This window comes from Streptomyces sp. NPDC025806 (assembly GCF_055558275.1).
The window spans coordinates 313,183-331,399 of the sequence record NZ_JBVHMU010000006.1 but is presented as its reverse complement, the minus strand read 5'-3'; the positions used below and the strand labels follow the sequence as shown (position 1 = coordinate 331,399).

Annotated in this window: 19 protein-coding genes; 12 read left to right on the top strand and 7 right to left on the bottom strand. The window is 70.0% G+C overall.

Going from position 1 to position 18,217, the window contains the following annotated elements; translation table 11 throughout:
- Positions 1 to 98: 98 nt before the first annotated feature.
- Positions 99 to 701 carry a TIGR03086 family metal-binding protein gene (locus ACZ4E1_RS17015; RefSeq protein ID WP_467539885.1) on the bottom strand — a complete coding sequence of 201 codons (603 nt, stop codon included), beginning with the start codon at positions 699 to 701 and terminating at the stop codon, positions 99 to 101.
- A 79-nt stretch (positions 702 to 780) separates the two neighbouring features.
- Between ACZ4E1_RS17015 and ACZ4E1_RS17010 the strand changes: the two genes are divergently transcribed.
- Positions 781 to 1,617: a DUF6597 domain-containing transcriptional factor gene (locus ACZ4E1_RS17010; RefSeq protein ID WP_467539884.1), complete on the top strand. Its 837-nt coding sequence runs from the start codon at positions 781 to 783 to the stop codon at positions 1,615 to 1,617.
- Between the two features lie 16 nt (positions 1,618 to 1,633).
- On the opposite strand, the gene ACZ4E1_RS17005 is transcribed toward ACZ4E1_RS17010, so the two are convergent.
- From ACZ4E1_RS17005 to ACZ4E1_RS16995, 3 genes are read right to left on the bottom strand one after another with little or no spacing between them, the layout of a single operon-like run.
- Complete coding sequence (locus ACZ4E1_RS17005) at positions 1,634 to 1,840, bottom strand: hypothetical protein (protein WP_467539883.1); 207 nt, start codon at positions 1,838 to 1,840, stop codon at positions 1,634 to 1,636.
- A gap of 2 nt (positions 1,841 to 1,842) precedes the next feature.
- The gene (locus ACZ4E1_RS17000) at positions 1,843 to 2,610 is read right to left on the bottom strand and encodes an SDR family NAD(P)-dependent oxidoreductase (RefSeq protein WP_467539882.1); all 768 of its coding nucleotides are present in this window, start codon (positions 2,608 to 2,610) and stop codon (positions 1,843 to 1,845) included.
- Positions 2,611 to 2,660: 50 nt separating this feature from the next.
- Positions 2,661 to 2,996, bottom strand: coding sequence for a YnfA family protein (locus tag ACZ4E1_RS16995; protein WP_467539881.1), 336 nt, complete (start codon positions 2,994 to 2,996; stop codon positions 2,661 to 2,663).
- Between the two features lie 77 nt (positions 2,997 to 3,073).
- Between ACZ4E1_RS16995 and ACZ4E1_RS16990 the strand changes: the two genes are divergently transcribed.
- The 3 genes from ACZ4E1_RS16990 to ACZ4E1_RS16980 all read left to right on the top strand — a co-directional run bounded on the left by ACZ4E1_RS16990 (position 3,074) and on the right by ACZ4E1_RS16980 (position 5,029).
- Positions 3,074 to 3,550 (top strand): hypothetical protein, encoded by a 477-nt coding sequence (locus tag ACZ4E1_RS16990; protein ID WP_467539880.1) that lies wholly within the window; start codon positions 3,074 to 3,076, stop codon positions 3,548 to 3,550.
- An 18-nt stretch (positions 3,551 to 3,568) separates the two neighbouring features.
- Positions 3,569 to 4,042, top strand: coding sequence for a MarR family winged helix-turn-helix transcriptional regulator (locus ACZ4E1_RS16985; RefSeq protein ID WP_467539879.1), 474 nt, complete (start codon positions 3,569 to 3,571; stop codon positions 4,040 to 4,042).
- 132 nt (positions 4,043 to 4,174) lie between these two features.
- Positions 4,175 to 5,029 carry a hypothetical protein gene (locus tag ACZ4E1_RS16980; protein ID WP_467539878.1) on the top strand — a complete coding sequence of 285 codons (855 nt, stop codon included), beginning with the start codon at positions 4,175 to 4,177 and terminating at the stop codon, positions 5,027 to 5,029.
- Between the two features lie 50 nt (positions 5,030 to 5,079).
- On the opposite strand, the gene ACZ4E1_RS16975 is transcribed toward ACZ4E1_RS16980, so the two are convergent.
- Complete coding sequence (locus ACZ4E1_RS16975; RefSeq protein ID WP_467539877.1) at positions 5,080 to 6,273, bottom strand: RtcB family protein; 1,194 nt, start codon at positions 6,271 to 6,273, stop codon at positions 5,080 to 5,082.
- Positions 6,274 to 6,458: 185 nt separating this feature from the next.
- On the opposite strand from ACZ4E1_RS16975, the gene ACZ4E1_RS16970 reads away from it, so the two are divergent.
- From ACZ4E1_RS16970 to ACZ4E1_RS16960, 3 genes are all read left to right on the top strand, one after another.
- A complete protein-coding gene (locus tag ACZ4E1_RS16970) occupies positions 6,459 to 7,346 on the top strand; it encodes a DUF3558 domain-containing protein (RefSeq protein WP_467539876.1) in 888 nt (295 codons plus the stop codon).
- A 153-nt stretch (positions 7,347 to 7,499) separates the two neighbouring features.
- Positions 7,500 to 8,339, top strand: coding sequence for a DUF3558 domain-containing protein (locus ACZ4E1_RS16965; protein WP_467539875.1), 840 nt, complete (start codon positions 7,500 to 7,502; stop codon positions 8,337 to 8,339).
- 132 nt (positions 8,340 to 8,471) lie between these two features.
- A complete protein-coding gene (locus tag ACZ4E1_RS16960; protein ID WP_467539874.1) occupies positions 8,472 to 9,791 on the top strand; it encodes a DUF2637 domain-containing protein in 1,320 nt (439 codons plus the stop codon).
- A gap of 82 nt (positions 9,792 to 9,873) precedes the next feature.
- Here ACZ4E1_RS16960 and lysS read toward each other — a convergent pair whose 3' ends face one another.
- Positions 9,874 to 11,676, bottom strand: a complete 1,803-nt coding sequence (lysS, locus tag ACZ4E1_RS16955; protein WP_467539873.1) for a lysine--tRNA ligase — start codon at positions 11,674 to 11,676, stop codon at positions 9,874 to 9,876.
- A 140-nt stretch (positions 11,677 to 11,816) separates the two neighbouring features.
- On the opposite strand from lysS, the gene argS reads away from it, so the two are divergent.
- The 4 genes from argS (at position 11,817) to ACZ4E1_RS16935 (ending at position 15,289) form a co-directional block, all read left to right on the top strand.
- The gene (gene argS, locus ACZ4E1_RS16950) at positions 11,817 to 13,583 is read left to right on the top strand and encodes an arginine--tRNA ligase (RefSeq protein WP_467539872.1); all 1,767 of its coding nucleotides are present in this window, start codon (positions 11,817 to 11,819) and stop codon (positions 13,581 to 13,583) included.
- An 87-nt stretch (positions 13,584 to 13,670) separates the two neighbouring features.
- Positions 13,671 to 14,225, top strand: a complete 555-nt coding sequence (locus ACZ4E1_RS16945) for a hypothetical protein (RefSeq protein WP_467539871.1) — start codon at positions 13,671 to 13,673, stop codon at positions 14,223 to 14,225.
- Positions 14,226 to 14,262: 37 nt separating this feature from the next.
- Entirely contained in the window at positions 14,263 to 14,628 is a 366-nt protein-coding gene (locus tag ACZ4E1_RS16940; RefSeq protein ID WP_467539870.1) for a PH domain-containing protein, read from the top strand.
- A gap of 4 nt (positions 14,629 to 14,632) precedes the next feature.
- On the top strand, positions 14,633 to 15,289 hold the full coding sequence (locus ACZ4E1_RS16935) for a nucleoside/nucleotide kinase family protein (RefSeq protein ID WP_467539869.1): 657 nt from the start codon (positions 14,633 to 14,635) through the stop codon (positions 15,287 to 15,289).
- 30 nt (positions 15,290 to 15,319) lie between these two features.
- Here ACZ4E1_RS16935 and ACZ4E1_RS16930 read toward each other — a convergent pair whose 3' ends face one another.
- Positions 15,320 to 16,909, bottom strand: a complete 1,590-nt coding sequence (locus ACZ4E1_RS16930; protein ID WP_467539868.1) for a FadD3 family acyl-CoA ligase — start codon at positions 16,907 to 16,909, stop codon at positions 15,320 to 15,322.
- Positions 16,910 to 17,037: 128 nt separating this feature from the next.
- Between ACZ4E1_RS16930 and ACZ4E1_RS16925 the strand changes: the two genes are divergently transcribed.
- Positions 17,038 to 18,189: a lipid-transfer protein gene (locus ACZ4E1_RS16925; protein ID WP_188337525.1), complete on the top strand. Its 1,152-nt coding sequence runs from the start codon at positions 17,038 to 17,040 to the stop codon at positions 18,187 to 18,189.
- The last annotated feature ends 28 nt before the right edge of the window (positions 18,190 to 18,217 follow it).

Genomic DNA, 18,217 nt, shown 5'->3' with positions numbered 1-18,217 from the left:
ATTCAACTATACCCCTGAACGTGAGCCCCCGGCACGCTATTCCCGCACCCCTCCCGAGCACCCCGAGCGGGACGGCCGAGGAAAGGGACCGCAGCCCCTCAGACCCGCCGCCCCGTCGCCGCCAGCAGCCGCACGAACGGATCCGCCGAGGCCGCGACCTCCACCTCCGATCCGAAAACGCCCATCCTCCGAGCCGTCGGCCCCAGCTCCGACACCGCCGCGAGCAACGGCCCCACCACCTCCGCAGGAGCCTCGTAGGACTGATCCGTCGCCCGCGCCAGATCCCACGCGTGCACCGTCAGATCCAGCAACGCCATCGAGCCCACCAACCGGGCCGGCATGTCCATCGCCCCGGTCGTCCCCTCCTCCGCCCCCGGCCGCGACCACGCCGCGACCAGCGCCGCCGCCTCCCGCGCGAACCGGTCCCGCCAGCCCACCGCGTCCTCCCCCACGAAATCCGGCGCCCGCGAGAAGTCCGACTCCCCCTTCGCCGCCAACGCCTGGAACTGCACCAGCACCTGGATCAGATGGTTGACCAGGTCCTTCACCGCATACTGCGCACACGGCGTCGGCCGCCCCAGATCCCCGTCCGCGATCTTGGCCACCACGGGCACCGCCCGCCGCGCCGCCCGCTCCATCAGCTCACCGACACCGAACGCCGACTCCGCCGGCCCGACCGTCTCCCGCTCGTTGCTGTCCATGCCACGACCGTACGAACCCGACGGCACCCCACTCTTGAAGAAACGCGGCACTGTCAGTGGCCCCCCGTACGATCCGGGCATGGAACGCGACCGGAGCGGCCGAGCCGAGGACCAGGGCCAGGACACACGGGGCATCGTCGACCCCGCCGCCCTGCTCACCCGCGTCCGCTTCCGCCGGCTCCCGCCCGCCGAACCCCTGCGCCCCTACGTCGAGCACTACTGGCTCATCGACTGGGACCTCCCCGCCCCCTACGCGTCCCACATCGTCCCCCACCCCGCCGTCCACCTCACCTTCCAGTGGGACGAGGACGAAGGACCGCCCTACGGCGAACTCACCGGCGTCAGCGCACCCGGCCTCTACACCCGCAAGATCGGCGGCCGCGGCCGCGTCTGCGGCATCAAGTTCCACCCGGGCGCCTTCCGCCCCTTCACCCCGGACACACCCGTCTCCCACTGGACCGGCCGCGTCCTGCCCTACGACGACGTCTTCCCCACCACCGACATCCCCACCGTCGTCGGCCCCGCCGACGACGAAGCCCGCGTCGCCGCCCTCGACGCCTACCTGCTCCCCCTGACCCCGGCCACCCCCGACCCCCAGACCGAACTGGCCCGCCGCCTCGTCGCCCGCATCCGCACCGACCGCACCGTCCAGCGCGTCGCCGACCTCGCCCACGACGAAGCCATGTCCGTACGCGCCCTGCAACGCCTCTTCGCGAGCCACGTCGGCGTCAGCCCCAAATGGTGCATCCTGCGCTACCGCATCCACGACGCCCTCGAAGCCGCCGCCACCCGCACCACCGTCGACTGGGCCACCCTCGCCGCCGACCTCGGCTACGCGGACCAGGCCCACCTCGTCCGCGACTTCACCACCACCATCGGCGTCTCCCCCGCCGCCTACGCCGGCGAAACAGGCTGAGCACCCCGCACCCGGACTACTTCGCGTGCGTGACCGCGTAGATCATCACGAACGCGACGATGTGGATCCCGAAGAGGAAGTAACCCAGGTACCACCACATGTACCGCTCCCCCTTCTTCTCCTGCGCCGCCCGCCGCGCGTCGTACTCCCGCTGCAACGCCTCCAGCGGATCAGGGGCCTGCGGATCCGGAGAACCAGGAGAGGCCTGCGCACCGTCCGACATCGTCACAGCTCCCGGTGCAGTTTCGTGTTCGAAGCCTGCGCACGCGGACGCACCACCAGCAGATCGATGTTCACGTGCGACGGCCGCGTCACCGCCCACGTGATCGTGTCCGCGACATCGTCCGCCGTCAGCGGCTCCGCCACCCCCGCGTACACCTTCTCCGCCTTCTCCTTGTCCCCGCCGAACCGCGTCAGCGCGAACTCGTCCGTCTTCACCAGACCCGGAGCCACCTCGATCACCCGCACCGGCGTCCCCACGATCTCCAGCCGCAGCGTCTCCGCCAGCACGTGCTCCGCGTGCTTCGCGGCCACATAACCGCCGCCACCCTCGTACGTCCCGTGCCCCGCCGTCGACGACAGCACCACCACCGTGCCGTCACCCGACTCGGTCAGCGCCGGCAGCAACGCCTGCGTCACGTTCAACGTGCCCAGCACATTCGTCTCGTACATCCGGCGCCACTGCTCCGGATCACCCGTCGCCACCGGATCCGCACCCAGCGCCCCGCCCGCGTTGTTCACCAGCACCCCGACCGTCCGGAACGCCCGCGCGAACTCGTCCACCGCCGCCCGGTCCGTGATGTCCAGGCCGTACGCCACCGCGTCGTGCCCCGCCGCCGTGATCTCCTCCGCCAGCGCCTCGATCCGGTCCTTGCGGCGCGCCGTCAGCACCACCCGATAACCGGCCGCGGCCAGCTGCCGCGCCGTGGCGGCACCGATCCCACTGCTCGCACCGGTGACGACGGCGATACGGGACGCGGCTGCGGGGGCCATGGCTGCTCCATGCGGTACGGGCGAACAGGTCCCGTCCAGAGTACGCGCGCTCACTCACCCCGCGGCGCGTACATGATCACCGCCATCCCCACCAGACAGATCACCGCACCCACCACGTCCCACCGCGTCGGCCGATACCCGTCCGCGACCATCCCCCACGCGAGCGACCCCGCCACGAACACCCCGCCGTACGCCGCCAGGATCCGCCCGAACTCCGCATCCGGCTGCAACGTCGCCACGAACCCGTACACCCCGAGCGCCACCACCCCCGCCCCCACCCACACCCAGCCCCGCTGCTCCCGCACCCCCTGCCACACCAGCCACGCACCCCCGATCTCGAACAACGCGGCCAGCACGAACAGCACGACAGAACGGGCGACGACCATGCCCTCAGCGTCCCACGTGCGAGTCACACCCCCACGCCCCACGCATCACCCCACACCCCAGGTGGAACACCGCCCCCATGAAACCGAGACGCACCACCACCACAGCCCTCACGACTGCCGCCCTCCTCCTCACCGCCACCCCTCACACCGCCGTCGCCGACGGCAACGAACCCGAGGCCGACCTCGCCCACCACGGCACCGCCACCCTCACCCCCGGCCGCACCACCCTCCACCTCACCCCGCAGAACCACGGCCCCGCCGACATCCCCGACGCCACCGTCCGCCTCACCTGGAGCACCGCACTCGCCGACACCCAGACCCTCCCCACCGCCTGCCTGCGCACCGGCCCCCGCGCCATCGCCTGCCGCACCGGCGCCCTCCCCGCCGACACCACCGGCACCCCCCTCACCCTCGACCTCCGCCTCGCCGCCACCCCCAGCGAACTCACCCTCACCGTCGACACCGTCTTCACCGGCGGCCCCACCGACCACAACCCCGACAACGACCACCACCGCCTCCTCGTCCTGGACACCGGCGACACGTACACCTTCTGACGCCGCTAGGTTGAACCCGTGTCCAAGCCCACCCGCACCGCCCTGCTCGACGACCTCTTCGCCACGTCGCGCCGCTACATGGCCGCCTACGCCCTGTTCAACCAGGCCGTCGCCGACCACCTCGGCCTGCACCCCACCGACCTGCAGTGCCTCAACCTCCTCACCCTCGAAGAGGCCCCCGTCACCACCGGCCGCATCGCCGAACTCACCGGCCTGACCACCGGCTCCGCGACCCGCCTCGTCGACCGCCTCCAGAAGGCCGGCTACGTCACCCGCGAACGCGACACCACCGACCGCCGCCGCGTCCTCGTCACCCTCGTCCCCGAGAAAACAGCAGAGTTCGGCGCGGTCTGGGCCCGCCTCGCCACCGACTGGTCCGCCCTCTTCGAAGACCTGGAAAACTCCGAACTGGCTCTGATCACAGCCCACATGAAACGCACGGTCGCCTTCAGCACCACCCAGATCGAACGCCTCCGCCACCCACAAGAGTGAGCTTGATCGAGAATCCGCCCGACGGCGGAACACGCTGACTAGCGTCGCAGTCGTACAACCACATAGCGCGGCCCCCGGCCGGGATTGCCGTCCCAGCCGAGGGCCTCACCAAGAGGAAGGCAGTAACTTCCCATGGCTGCACGCGAGCCTAGCGCTCCGCACCAACTGACGTTCGAGTCCGCCACGGGCTTCATGGACCTCGAAGTACCCGAGTACGCGTACATGTTCGGGTTTCTGCAGGCCGACGGGCATCTGTCTCAGGGCCCAGGCCAAAAGGGGCGACTCACCGCCGAGCTCAACATCCGGGACATCGACGTCCTGCGCAAGTTCCAGGAGCTGACCCCGTACAACAGCAGCATCACCGAGCGCACCCGGTCGACGAACTTCGCGACGGAGAGCCACACCGCCGTCTGGACCATGTGCTCCATGGAAGCCCGCACCCGGATCAACGAACTCGGACTGCCCTACGGGCGCAAGTCAAAGCAGATCAAGCCGCCCCGCGTCCCGTTCTCCCGCCGCGACTACCTGCGCGGCGTGCTCGACGCCGACGGCTCCGTCGGATTCACCAGCAAGGACTTCCCGTTCATCTCACTCACCACCCAGAGCACCGCGATCGCGGCCTACTTCTGCTTCTACTCTCGAAAGATCACCGAGGTCGAGCGGCACCCCAAGCGCAACGAACGTGACGGCATCTACAACGTCATGTACGCCATGGAGGCAGCGCAGAAACTCGGCGCGCATCTCTACTACCCGGGATGCCTGGCCCTCCCCCGCAAGCAGACGGCTGCCGACTCGCTCTCGGGGTGGACCCGTCCGGCCGATATGCGGGCGGCCTACACAACACGTCGCTGGAAGGAATGGGAAGACCGGGTACTGCTGAAGCACGACAGTATCGGCGCAGCAGCCGAGGAGCTCGGCCGCACCTATCAGAGCTGCAACCTCCGCCGTTGGCGTCTGCTCAACGGCAAGGTGCCCATGCCGGAGTGACAAGCAACTGACGAGGGCCCGAGCCTGCAACGGCTCGGGCCCTCGTCAGTTCAGCCCTTCACGCAGACGACCTGCTTGAGCTTCGCCACGACCTCGACGAGGTCGCGCTGCTGCTCCATCACCTGGTCGATGTTCTTGTACGCACCGGGGATCTCGTCCAGGACTCCGGAGTCCTTACGGCACTCCACGCCCCGCGTCTGCTCCTCCAGGTCCTTCAGCGAGAAGTGGCGCTTCGCCGCGTTACGGCTCATGCGCCGACCCGCCCCGTGCGAGGCCGAGTTGAACGCCTTGGCGTTCCCCAGGCCCTTCACGATGTACGAGCTGGTGCCCATGGAGCCCGGGATGATCCCGAAGTCGCCCGAGCCCGCACGGATCGCTCCCTTGCGGGTGACGAGCAGATCCATGCCGTCGTAGCGCTCTTCGCTGACGTAATTGTGGTGCGCACTGATCTCCGGCTCGAACGTGACCTTGGCCTTCTTGAACTCCTTCCGGACCACGTCCTTGAAGAGGTTCATCATGATCGTGCGGTTGTACTTTGCGTACTGCTGAGCCCAGTACAGGTCGTTGCGGTACGCCGACATCTGAGGCGTCTCGGCGATGAAGACAGCCAGATCGCGGTCAACCAGGTTCTGGTTGTGAGGAAGACTCTGGGCCACCCCGATGTGATGGTCGGCCAACTCCTTGCCGATGTTGCGCGAACCCGAGTGAAGGAGAAGCCACACCGAATCGGACATATCGACGCAAACCTCCACATAGTGGTTGCCGCTGCCGAGTGTTCCCATCTGCAAACGCGCCCGCCCCTCCCGGAACTTCACCGCGTCCGCCACCCCCTCGAACCGCCCCCAGAAGTCCTCCCACGGGGCCGTCGAGAAGCCGTGCAGGCGGGTCGGGTCGACGGCTTCGTCGTGCATGCCGCGGCCCACCGGGATCGCCTGTTCGATCTTGGAGCGGAGGCGGGAGAGGTCGCCGGGGAGGTCGTTGGCGGTGAGGGAGGTCTTGACCGCGCTCATGCCGCAGCCGATGTCGACGCCGACCGCCGCCGGGCACACCGCGCCCTGCATCGCGATCACGGAGCCGACCGTCGCGCCCTTGCCGTAGTGGACGTCCGGCATGACGGCCAGGCCCTTGATCCAGGGCAGGGTCGCCACGTTGCGCAGCTGCTGCATCGCCGCGTCCTCGACCGACGTCGGGTCGGTCCACATCCGGATGGGGACCTTCGCCCCCGGTACCTCTACGTACGTCATGAAATCCCCCGATGTCGGGCCTGCGTCCGGCCTGACCGGACCTGAAGTCTGAAAACGCAAATACCGGAGCCAAGGTCGACGAATCGGTCGGCGGACCGGCGTCCACGGCAGTGCGTGCGATAGACATTGTGGTCATCGGCCGCACGAGCGCGGCAACCGAATTAGCCCAGCGAGGAGCCCCTACGGTGCAGCGGAAGTCCTACGCGTACGTGCCCGGTGTCGCCGTTCTCCTGACGGCGCTGCTCGCCGGGTGCACCGGGAGCCCGGACTCGGGTGACGGCGCGGACGACGCGAAGCCGGGTGAGGTCAGCGCGTCGGCGCCGGCCGCGAAGCCGGGCCGGTACCGGACGCTGCCGGAGCCGTGCACCCAGCCGGAGCGGGCGACGCTGGACGAGATGCTGCCGGGCATCGCGGAGGTTCCGGATGAGCGCCAGCGCGAGAAGGCGTACGAGGGGACGGCTTCGGCCACGTACGACACGGACCGGCGTGTGGGGTGCAGTTGGAAGGACGATTCGGCCGAGGGCGGGGTGCACCGGCTGACGCTGGACTTCGAGCGGGTGGTGTCCTACGACGCGCAGGTGAGTGACGATGCGCGGGCCGAGGGTGTGTATGTGGCGAAGGCGGGGCGGGCCGGTCTCGAGGTGACGCCGACGGAGTCCCCGGAGGGTTCGGCGAGCGCGGATTCGGCCTCGCCCGATGCGTCTCATGCGCCCGGTTCCTCGAAGGGGGCCTCTGCTTCCGCTTCGGGGTCCCCGTCCAAGAGCAAGAAGGAAAAGAAGGAGAAGAAGGGGGATGCTGACGCCTCGTCCGGGGCGCCGTCCGCCGACGAGGCCGAGCTGGGTCCGCGGGTGCTCGACGACCTCGGGGACGAGGCGTTCCTGAACGATGTCCTGGCGGGTCCGGAGGCGGCGCAGCGGCGGACGGTGACTGTGGTGTTCCGCACGTCGAACGCGTTGGTGACGGTGGAGTACGAGGCGCAGTCGGCGTTGTCCGGCGAGGTGCCGGACGGCAAGGAAATGCAGGACACAGCGCGTGAGCTGGCGCAGAAGCTGGTGGGGAAGTTCGGGGAGTAGCACGGGTGGGGGCGGGTGTCCGGCGTTCGGTGAGGCTCGGCGGGCGGGGCGGCTTCGGCGTACGGTGGCTGCTCGGGCCCGGGTTCGGGGTGGTGCGTGTGTGCCGTCGCGGAGTCGGGGCCGTGGCCCTGTCAGCGACCTGGTGAAGGAACCATGCACCGTCCGACCAAGCGACTCACCCGCATTCTCGTCTGCGCGGCTGCCGTGCCGGCGGTTCTCGTCGTAGCCGGCTGTTCGTCCGGCTCCGGCTCGGGCTCCGACGAGGGGGCGAAGAAGGGTTCGGGGGCGAAGGCGTCCGCCTCGGCCGCTCAGGGAGCGGCGAAGAAGAAGGTGGAGCCGGCGAAGTTCGCGACGCTGCCGCAGGCGTGTTCGGCGTTGTCGAAGAAGACGCTGGAGGATCTGGTCCCGAAGGGGGACAGCAAGGCGGGTTCGTCGGACGACGAGACGGCTCGGGCGAGCTGTTCGTGGTCGAGCCTGGACAACAACGGTGTGAAGGGTTCGCAGTACCGCTGGCTGAATGTCTCGTTGGTCCGGTTCGACTCGGATGTGAACCGGGGCAGTGGTGCGGAGCTGGCGGCGGACTATTTCGCGAAGCAGGTCAAGGACGCTCAGGCGACGGACGGCGCGAAGGGCGTGAAGACGTCCGAGGTGTCGGGTGCGGGCGACGAGGCGACGCTGGTGCGTTACGACCGGGCGTACAAGGACAAGAAGAAGGACGTCACGTCGAAGCAGCAGACGGTCGTGACGCGGGTGGCCAACGTCGTGGTGACGGTGGACTTCAACGGTTCGGGTCTGGCGGGCGACGCGACGCCGGACGCGGGTGAGCTGTCGAAGGACGCGGAGAAGGCGGCGAAGGAGGCCGTGGCCGCGGTCGAGAAGTCGGGTGGGGCGGGTTCCGGTGCGGGTGACGCGTCGGCGAGCGCTTCTCCGTCGAAGGGTGCGTCGAAGGGTGCTTCGAAGTCGCCCGACGACAAGGCGTCGAGCAAGAACTAGCTCTCGCTTCAACGGTTTTGAGGAGCCCGGCCCCTTTTGGGTGCCGGGCTCCCGGCGTACCGGCCCGCGGTGGCCGGACGGCATGTGCCAGTCTGTTGGCCGCAACATGCCCAAACTGGGAGGGGAGCTGGAGTGGCCGCGCCACTGAAGCTGACACGGACGCACCGGATACTCGTGGGGGTGGTGGTCGCCGGTGCGGTGGTCATCGCGGGGATCGGTTTCGCCGGTTCGTACGCGGCCGTGCGTGAGCTGGCCATCAAGAAGGGCTTCGGGAACTTCTCGTACGTCTTCCCGATCGGTATCGACGCGGGTATCTGTGTGCTGCTCGCGATGGATCTGCTGCTGACGTGGATCCGGATTCCGTTCCCGATGCTGCGGCAGACGGCGTGGCTGCTGACGGCGGCGACGATCGCGTTCAACGGTGCGGCGGCGTGGCCGGATCCGCTGGGTGTCGGGATGCACGCGGTGATTCCGGTGCTGTTCGTGGTGGCGGTCGAGGCGGCTCGGCATGCGATCGGGCGGATCGCGGACATCACGGCGGACAAGCACATGGAGGGTGTGCGGATCACGCGGTGGCTGTTGTCTCCGGTGCCGACGTTTTTGTTGTGGCGACGGATGAAGCTGTGGGAGCTGCGTTCGTACGAGCAGGTGATCAAGCTGGAGCAGGAGCGGCTGGTGTATCAGGCGCGGCTGCGGTCGCGGTTCGGGCGGGCGTGGCGGCGTAAGGCTCCGGTGGAGTCGTTGATGCCGCTGAGGCTGGCGCGGTACGGGTTGCCGTTGGCGGAGACGGCTCCGGCGGGTCTTGCGGCGGCGGGGATCGAGGAGCCGCAGATTCCGGTGCTGCCGGTGGCGGCGGGTCCGGAGCGGCAGCAGTTGCCGGCGGGGCCCGCTCAGCCCCAGGCCCAGGCCCGGGCTCAGGCCGCTGAGGCGGGCGTGGAGGCGGGTGACGTGCCGAGTCAGTGGTTCGCGCAGCAGCGTCAGGTGGAGTACCACGGCGGGTACGACCCGAGTTTCGAGCCGCCGACGTTCGTGCCGGAGGAGGAGCACCAGGACTGGTACGAGGAGCAGCCGCAGCAGATTCCGGTGCCGGTGCCGCGTCCGCGTGCGGCGGAGCCGCAGCCGCAGCCGCAGCCGGTGGTGCAGCAGGAGTTCCCGGTGCCGGACGGGGCGGGTGGTACGCGTCCGCTGGGTGACGGTGCGCCGCAGCCCCAGCCCCAGCCGCAGGAGGCGCTGGCCGCTCAGGCCGAGGGCGCCGCGGCCCCGTCGGACGAGGACCTGTACCAGGTGTTCCGGTACTCGATAGACGGTGAGGGCATGCCGACGCCGGCCGCGTTCCAGGCGAACGTGGAGGCGACCTACGGCGCGCAGCTGGAGCAGCGTGATCTGGCCCGCTATCACGAGCTGTTCAGCAAGCGGCTGAACGCGGAGCTGATGGACGACCACATCGCCTGACCCCGTACGCGCCCAGGACATGCGGGAAGGGGCGGCACCGGAGGTTTCCGGTGCCGCCCCTTCCCGTTGCGCGCGGGACGCGTTACGCGGCGAGCAGCTTGCGCACGCGGTCCGCGCCGACGGCGAGGAGGAGCGTGGGCAGGCGCGGGCCGGTGTCGCGGCCGACGAGCAGGTGGTAGAGCAGCGCGAAGAAGCTGCGCTGGGCGGTCTTGATCTCGGCCGGGAGTTCCTTGGCGGTGGCGTCGGCGGGGTAGCCGGCCTGGACCTTGGGGACGCCGTAGACGAGGTGGGTGAGTCCGTCGAGGGACCAGTGTTCGTCGAGGCCGTCGAGGAGCAGGGCGATCGAGGCGCGGGAGGCGTCGTCGAGGCCGGCGAGGGCCTCGGTGTCGGGCTCGGTGCGCACGATGGTGCGGGATTCGGCGGGGACGTACTTGCTGATCCAGGCCTCTGCCTTGTTCAGCCGAGGCCGGACGGGGGCGAGGTCGGTGACGGGGTTCTCCGGGTCGAGCTCGGAGAGGATGCGCAGGATCTGCTCCTCGTCGCCGGCGGTGACGTCGGCGGCGGCGGCCAGGGTGCGGTAGGCGAGGGGGCGCTCGGTGCGGGGCAGCTCGCCGGCGGCGGTGCCGATGGCGCGGCTGTGGGCGGCGGCGTCGGCGGGCAGGACGGTGCCGTCGGCGACCTTGGCGGTGAGCTTGTCCCACTCGTCGTAGAGCCGCTGGATCTCCTGGTCGAAGGCGATCTTGAACGACTGGTTGGGGCGGCGGCGGGCGTAGAGCCAGCGCAGGATCTGCGGCTCCATGATCTGGAGGGCGTCGCCGGGGGTGGGGACGCCGCCCTTCGAGGAGGACATCTTGGCCATGCCGCTGATGCCGACGAAGGCGTACATGGGGCCGATGGGCTGCTTGCCGCCGAAGATCCGGTCGACGATCTGGCCGCCGACCTGGAAGGAGGAGCCGGGCGAGGAGTGGTCGACGCCGGAGGGCTCGAAGATGACGCCCTCGTAGGCCCAGCGCATGGGCCAGTCGACCTTCCAGACCAGCTTGCCGCGGTTGAACTCGGACAGGCGGACGGTCTCGGTGAAGCCGTCGAGGGTGCAGGTGTAGGACAGCTCGGTGGTGTCGTCGTCGTAGGACGTGACGGTGGTGAGGTCCTTGCCGCACTGGCCGCAGAACGGCTTGTACGGGTAATAGCCGCCGGCGCCGCCGCTGCCGTCGTCCTCGGACGCGGCGCCGGAGCCTTCGGCGGCCTCCAGCTCGGCCTCGTCGACCGGCTTCTGGCCCTGCTGCTGCTTGGGGGCCTTCTTCGGGTCCTTCTTGGTCCGGTACTGGTCGAGGATGGCGTCGATGTCGCCGCGGTGCTTCATCGCGTGCAGGATCTGCTCGCGGTAGGCGCCGGACGTGTACTGCTCGGTCTGGCTGATGCCGTCGAACTCGACGCCGAGGTCGGCGAGGGCCTGGACCATGGCGGCCTTGAAGTGCTCCGCCCAGTTCGGATACTCCGAGCCGGCCGGGGCCGGGACCGCGGTGAGCGGCTTGCCGATGTGCTCGGCCCAGGACGCGTCGGTGCCGGGGACGCCGTTGGGAACCTTGCGGTAGCGGTCGTAGTCGTCCCAGGAGATCAGGTGCCGGACCGTGTACCCGCGGCGGCGGATCTCGTCGGCGACCAGGTGCGGGGTCATGACCTCGCGGAGGTTGCCGAGGTGGATCGGGCCGGACGGGGAGAGGCCGGAGGCCACGACGACCGGTTTGCCCGGGGCGCGGCGCTCGGACTCGGCGATGACATCGTCCGCGTAACGGGACACCCAGTCCTGGGTGTCCGCGCCTGTGCTCTGGGCCACGGTTCGGTCGTCCTTCTCTGCGATGCGGGTGGGCTCTGCTGGTGCCATTCTCCCAGTTACCCGGGGCTGGGGGGAAACCCGTTGTCTTCCGGCGCGGGGCGATCAGCGGAAAAACCCCGTTGCCGCCCCGTGGGATACTGAGCGGGACTAACGAAAACCAGCCCCGACCAGAACGGCAGCCCATACCCATGGCCCCGGTCACGTCCATCACCGCCAACGTCAACGCACGCCTCGCCGACGCCCTGACTTCCGCCCTGCCGGAGGCCGGCGGCGCGGACCCGCTGCTGCGACGTAGCGACCGGGCCGACTACCAGGCCAACGGGATCCTGGCGCTCGCCAAGAAGGCGAAGGCGAACCCGCGGGAGCTGGCGGCGCAGGTGGTGGAGCGGATCACGACCGGTGATCTGCTCGCCGACGTCGAGGTCTCGGGGCCGGGCTTCCTGAACGTGACGGTGTCCGACCGGGCGATCACGGAGACGCTGGCCGCGCGTGCCGCGGACGGCGACCGGCTGGGTGTCCCGCTGAAGGAGAACCCGGGCGTCACGGTCGTCGACTACGCGCAGCCGAACGTGGCGAAGGAGATGCACGTCGGTCACCTGCGGTCGGCGGTCATCGGTGACGCGCTGCGCGGCATGCTCGACTTCACGGGCGAGAAGACGATCGGCCGGCACCACATCGGTGACTGGGGCACCCAGTTCGGCATGCTGATCCAGTACCTGATCGAGAACCCGGACCAGCTGTCCGCGGAGACCGACACGGACGGCGAGCAGGCCATGTCGAACCTGAACCGGGTGTACAAGGCGTCGCGTGCCGTGTTCGACGCGGACGAGGACTTCAAGGAGCGGGCCCGTAAGCGGGTCGTCGCGCTCCAGTCCGGCGACCGGGAGACCCTCGATCTCTGGCAGCGTTTCGTCGACGAGTCGAAGGTCTACTTCTACTCGGTCTTCGAGAAGCTCGACATGGAGATCCGTGACGAGGAGATCGTCGGCGAGTCGGCGTACAACGAGGGCATGCCGGAGACGGCCCGCCTCCTGGAGGAGATGGGTGTCGCCGTCCGCTCCGAGGGTGCGCTCGTGGTGTTCTTCGACGACATCAAGGGCAAGGACGACAAGCCGGTTCCGCTGATCGTGCAGAAGGCGGACGGCGGCTTCGGCTACGCGGCGTCCGACCTGACGGCGATCCGGGACCGGGTCCAGAACCTGCACGCGACGTCGCTGATCTACGTGGTGGACGTGCGGCAGTCGCTGCACTTCAAGATGGTGTTCGAGACGGCGCGGCGCGCGGGCTGGCTGAGCGACGACGTGACGGCGCACAACATGGGCTACGGCACGGTGCTCGGTGCGGACGGCAAGCCGTTCAAGACGCGTGAGGGCGAGACGGTCAAGCTGGAGGACCTGCTCGACGAGGCGGCGGAGCGGGCCACGGCGGTCGTGCGCGAGAAGGCCGAGAAGGTGGGCCTGACCGAGCAGGAGATCGTGGAGAACGGCCGGTACGTGGGTATCGGCGCGGTGAAGTACGCCGACCTGTCGACGTCGGCGAACCGCGACTACAAGTTCGACCTGGACCAGATGGTGTCGCTGAACGGCGACACGTCGGTGTACCTGCAGTACGCGTACGCCCGGATCCGGTCGATCCTGCGGCGCGCGGGTGACTCGGCCGCCCCGGTCGCGCACCCGGAGCTGGCTCTCGCCCCGGCGGAGCGTGCGCTCGGCCTGCACCTGGACGCGTTCGGCGACACGGTCTTCGAGGCCGCCGCCGAGTACGCGCCGCACAAGCTGGCCGCGTACCTGTACCAGCTGGCGTCGCTGTACACGACGTTCTACGACCAGTGCCCGGTGCTGAAGGCGGACACTCCGGAGCAGGTGGAGAACCGGCTGTTCCTGTGCGAGCTGACGGCCCGGACGCTCCACCAGGGCATGGCCCTGCTGGGCATCCGGACGCCCGAGAAGCTCTGACGGACGCCTGGGCCCCGGATGCCTCGTGTGCTTCTGCCTCCGCCGCCCCCGCCCGTCCATCTGGCGGCCTGGCCCGACCGTGGCGCGTTGCTGCACGACCGTGTCGGTGCGCTGGATGCGCTGCAGCGGCACGGTCTCGGCCTCGGTCGGCTGGCGTTGCTGTGGCTGGCCGGGCTGCTCGCGCTGTGCGGGTGGGTGATGCTGTGCATGCCGCTGCTGATGGCCTCGGCGCGTGACGTGATGCTGTTCGTCGTGGGGCCGTTGTGCGTGGTGCTGGGTCTCGGCGCGCTCGTTCCCGCGGTGATCATCGTGGTGCGGTGGGTCAGGAAGGGGCGTCGCGTGCGCGAGCTGACCGACGCCTGGGTCGCGCTGGACCGGGAGCGTGCCTCTCTGCGGGCGCTGCGCGCACCCGGGCGGAGCCTCACGTGGCTGCTGGTGTCCTTCCTTCCGTGCGCCGGCGGGCTGTGGGCCGCGTTCGGCGGGGCGTATGCCGCGCACAACACGTACGAGGCCTGTCTCGCGCTCGGTTCCGGGACGCTGCTGTGGCTGACGGGGCTGCTCGGGGTCACCACCGCTGTCGGCCACTACCGGTGGGCTCTGAGGGTGTCGGGGAACTCGGCTGTGGGCTCGCCCGTTCACTGAGGGACCGCAGGGAACGGGACGACAGACGGGGGCTTCGATGGCGCTGTTCGGGAACGCTCACACCATCGATCCGGGGAAGGCCGCGCACGAGTACGCGCGGCTGCTCGGGCAGGGCGAGCAGGTCTATGGTGCGTATCAGTTGATACGGGACGCCATCCTGCTCACGGACAAGCGGATGATTCTGATCGACAAGCAGGGGATGACCGGGAAGAAGGTCGAGTACCACTCGCTGCCGTACCGGAGCATCACGCACTTCTCCGTGGAGACGGCGGGCCATTTCGATCTGGACGCGGAGCTGAAGATCTGGGTGTCGGGGACCGCCGCACCGATCGAGAAGACCTTCACCAAGGGGGTCGACATCTATGAGGTGCAGGCGATCCTGACGCAGTTCGTCACGCGCTGAGCCGATGGCGCACGCGTACGTGGAGGAACTGGCGGCCCGCGCCGAGGCGTTGATCGTGCCGGGTGCCCGGCGGGTCATCGGGATCGCCGGGCCGCCCGGTGCGGGCAAGTCGACGCTGGCCGGGGCTGTCGTGGGGGCGCTGGGCGGGGCGGCGGTGCTGGTGCCGATGGACGGGTTCCATCTGGCCGACGCCGAGTTGGCGCGGCTGGGGCGTACGGAGCGCAAGGGGGCGCCGGACACGTTCGACGCGTACGGGTACGCGGCGCTGCTGGCGCGGCTGCGTCGGCCGCGGGCGGGCGAGACGGTGTACGCCCCGTCGTTCGAGCGGGACCTGGAGCAGCCGGTCGCGGGCGCACTGCCGGTGCCGCCCGAGGTGCCGCTCGTCGTGACGGAGGGGAACTATCTGCTGCTCGACGAGCCGCCCTGGTCGCACGAGGTCCGGCCACTCCTCGACGAGGTGTGGTGGGTGTCGGTGGACGAGTCGACGCGGGTGAGCCGCCTGATCGCCCGCCACATCGAGTTCGGCAAGTCCCCCGAGGCGGCCCGCGCCTGGGTCCTGCGCTCGGACGAGGCGAATGCCCGGCGGGTGGCGGCCGGGCGTTCGCGGGCGGATGTGGTGGTGGATCTGGACAGCGGGGTGCTGCGTCAGGCCCGCTCGTAGGGTCAGAAGCGTCGGGGCGGACGTGCCGCGTCAGGGGCGTGGGGAACTGCGCAACGCCCCCTTCACCACCTTCCCGCTCGCGTTGCGCGGAAGCTCTGTCACGAAGGTGACCTCGCGCGGGACCTTGTAGTTGGCCATCTCGCGGCGGGACCAGGCGATGAGGTCGTCGGCGGTGGTCACGGCTCCGGGGCGGCGGACCACGTATGCCTTGCCCACCTCGCCGAGGCGGGCGTCGGGGATGCCGATGACGGCGATGTCGGCCACGTCGGGGTGGAGGCCGAGGAGTTGCTCGATCTCGGCGGGGTAGGCGTTGAAGCCGCCGACGATGAACATGTCCTTGATGCGGTCGGTGATGCGGAGGTAGCCGTCGGCGTCCATCACGCCGACGTCGCCGGTGCGCAGCCAGCCGTCCTCGGTGATGGCCTCGGCGGTGGCGTCCGGGTCCTCGAAGTAGCCGCGCATGACGTTGAAGCCGCGGACGAGGACCTCGCCGGGTTCGCCGGGTGCGGGCGCGTCGACGCGGACCTCGGTGCCGGGTATCGCGCGTCCCGAGGTGGCGGCGATGAGCTCGGCGGGGTCTCCGCGGCGGCACATGGAGACGATGCCGCTGGCCTCCGAGAGGCCGTACGCCGTGAGGACCGTGCCGACGCCGAGTTCGCCGCGCAGCCGTTCGACGAGCTGGAGCGGGACGACGGCGGCGCCGGTCACGACCAGGCGCAGGGCGGACAGGTCGTGGGTGTCGCGGGCCGGGTGGTCGAGGAGGGACTGGTGGAGGGTGGGGGGTCCGGGCAGGACGGAGATGCGTTCGGCGGCGATGTTGGCGAGGGCCGTGTCCACGTTGAAGACGGGCTGGGGGACCATCGTGGCGCCGCGCATGAGGCAGGCGATGACGCCGGCCTTGTAGCCGAAGGTGTGGAAGAACGGGTTGACGATGAGGTAGCGGTCGCCTTCGCGCAGGCCGGCGAGGTCGGACCAGATCGCGTAGCCGCGCAAGGTCTGGGCGTGGGTGATGACGGCGCCCTTGGGGCGGCCGGTGGTGCCCGAGGTGAAGATGATGTCGGAGGGGGCGGCGGCGGGGATCGCCGCGGCGCGTGCGCGGACCTGCTCCGCCGTGACGGTGTCTCCCCCGGCGAGGAACTCCTTCCAGGTGCCGAAGCCGGGCGCGTCCGGCGCGGTGTCGCCGAGGACGACGACCCGTTCCAGGTCGGGCAGCGCGGCCCCGTTCTCCTGGGCGCGGCGCAGCGAGGCGACGTAGGAGGTGCCGAGGAAGGTGCCGGTGACGAAGAGGAGGCGGGCGCGGCAGCGGGCCAGGACGTCGGCGGCCTCGGCGCCCTTGAAGCGGGTGTTGAGGGGGACGAGGACGGCGCCGGAGGTGACGGCGCCGAGCGCGGAGACGATCCAGTCGAGGGTGTTGGGCGCCCAGATCGCGACGCGGTCGCCGGGTTGCACGCCCGTGGCGAGGCAGGCGGCGGCGGCCCGTTCGACGCGTTCGCCGAGCTCGGCGAAAGTGATCCGGGTGCGGCCCTCGACGACGGCCTCGTGCGCGGCGTACCGTGCGGCCGCGTCCCACACGAGTTCGGGGATCGTGCCCCACTCGCCCTCCGTACGGTCCGTACGCATCGAACGACCTCCCATCACGCCATCCCGCCGTAGCTGACTATCCGTCAGATTAGCTGTAGCCTGACGCGCTGTCAGCAGACGGAGCCACCGGATCACGGTGGACCGGGCCGTTCCAGGTGGGGGTGCCCATGGCGGGACTGAAGGACGCGACAGCCATCGTCGGCATAGGCCAGACGGCCTTCGCGAAGCAACTCCCGGAGTCCGAGAGGACGTTGGCGTGCCGGGCGATCCTGGCCGCGCTCGACGACGCGGGCATCGCGCCGTCGGAGGTCGACGGGTTCGCCTCGTACACGATGGAGGAGACAGACGAGGTGGAGGTGGCCAAGGCCATCGGCGCCGGTGACGTCACCTTCTTCTCCAAGGTCGGCTACGGCGGCGGCGGTTCGTGCGCGACCGTCGCGCATCTGGCCGCCGCGGTCGCGACGGGACAGGCGAGCGTCGGTGTCGCCTGGCGCTCACGCAAACGCGGCTCGGGACCGCGCCCCTGGAAGAACACCACGGTGCAGCTGCCGACCCCGGCCCAGTGGACCCGCCCCTTCGGGCTGCTGCGCCCGGCCGACGAGATCGGCATGCTCGCGCGCCGCTACATGCACGAGTACGGGGCCACCCGCGACCACCTGTTCAACGTGGCCCTCGCCTGCCGCAACCGGGCCAACCAGAACCCGGACGCGATCATGTACGAGCGCCCGATGACCCGCGAGATGTACATGAACTCCCGCTGGATCAGCGAGCCGCTCTGTCTCTTCGACAACTGCCTGGAGACCGACGGCGCGCTCGCCTGCGTCATCGTCTCCGCCGAACGGGCCCGCGACTGCCGGCAGAAGCCCGTCTACGTCCACTCCGCCGCGCAGGGCCTGCCCGCCCAGCACCACGGCATGGTCAACTACTGGAACGACGACCCGCTCACCGGCCCCGCCTGGACCGCGGCCCGCCACCTCTGGAAGAACGCCGACCTCACCCCCGAGGACGTCGACGTCGCCCAGATCTACGACGCGTTCACCCCGCTCATCCCGCTCTCCCTGGAGGGGTACGGGTTCTGCGGGCGCGGCGAGGGCGCCGCGTTCACCGAGGGCGGCGCCCTGGAGATCGGCGGCAGGCTGCCCATCAACACGGGCGGCGGCGGCCTCTCGGAGGCCTACGTCCACGGCTTCAACCTCATCAACGAGGGCGTCAAACAGCTCCGCGGCACCAGCACCGCCCAGGTCCCGAACGCCGCCTCCTGCCTGGTCACCGCGGGCGAGGGCGTCCCGACCTCCGCCCTGCTGCTCCGCGCCCCGTAGCGGACAGCCGCGCGACCCGCCACGACGA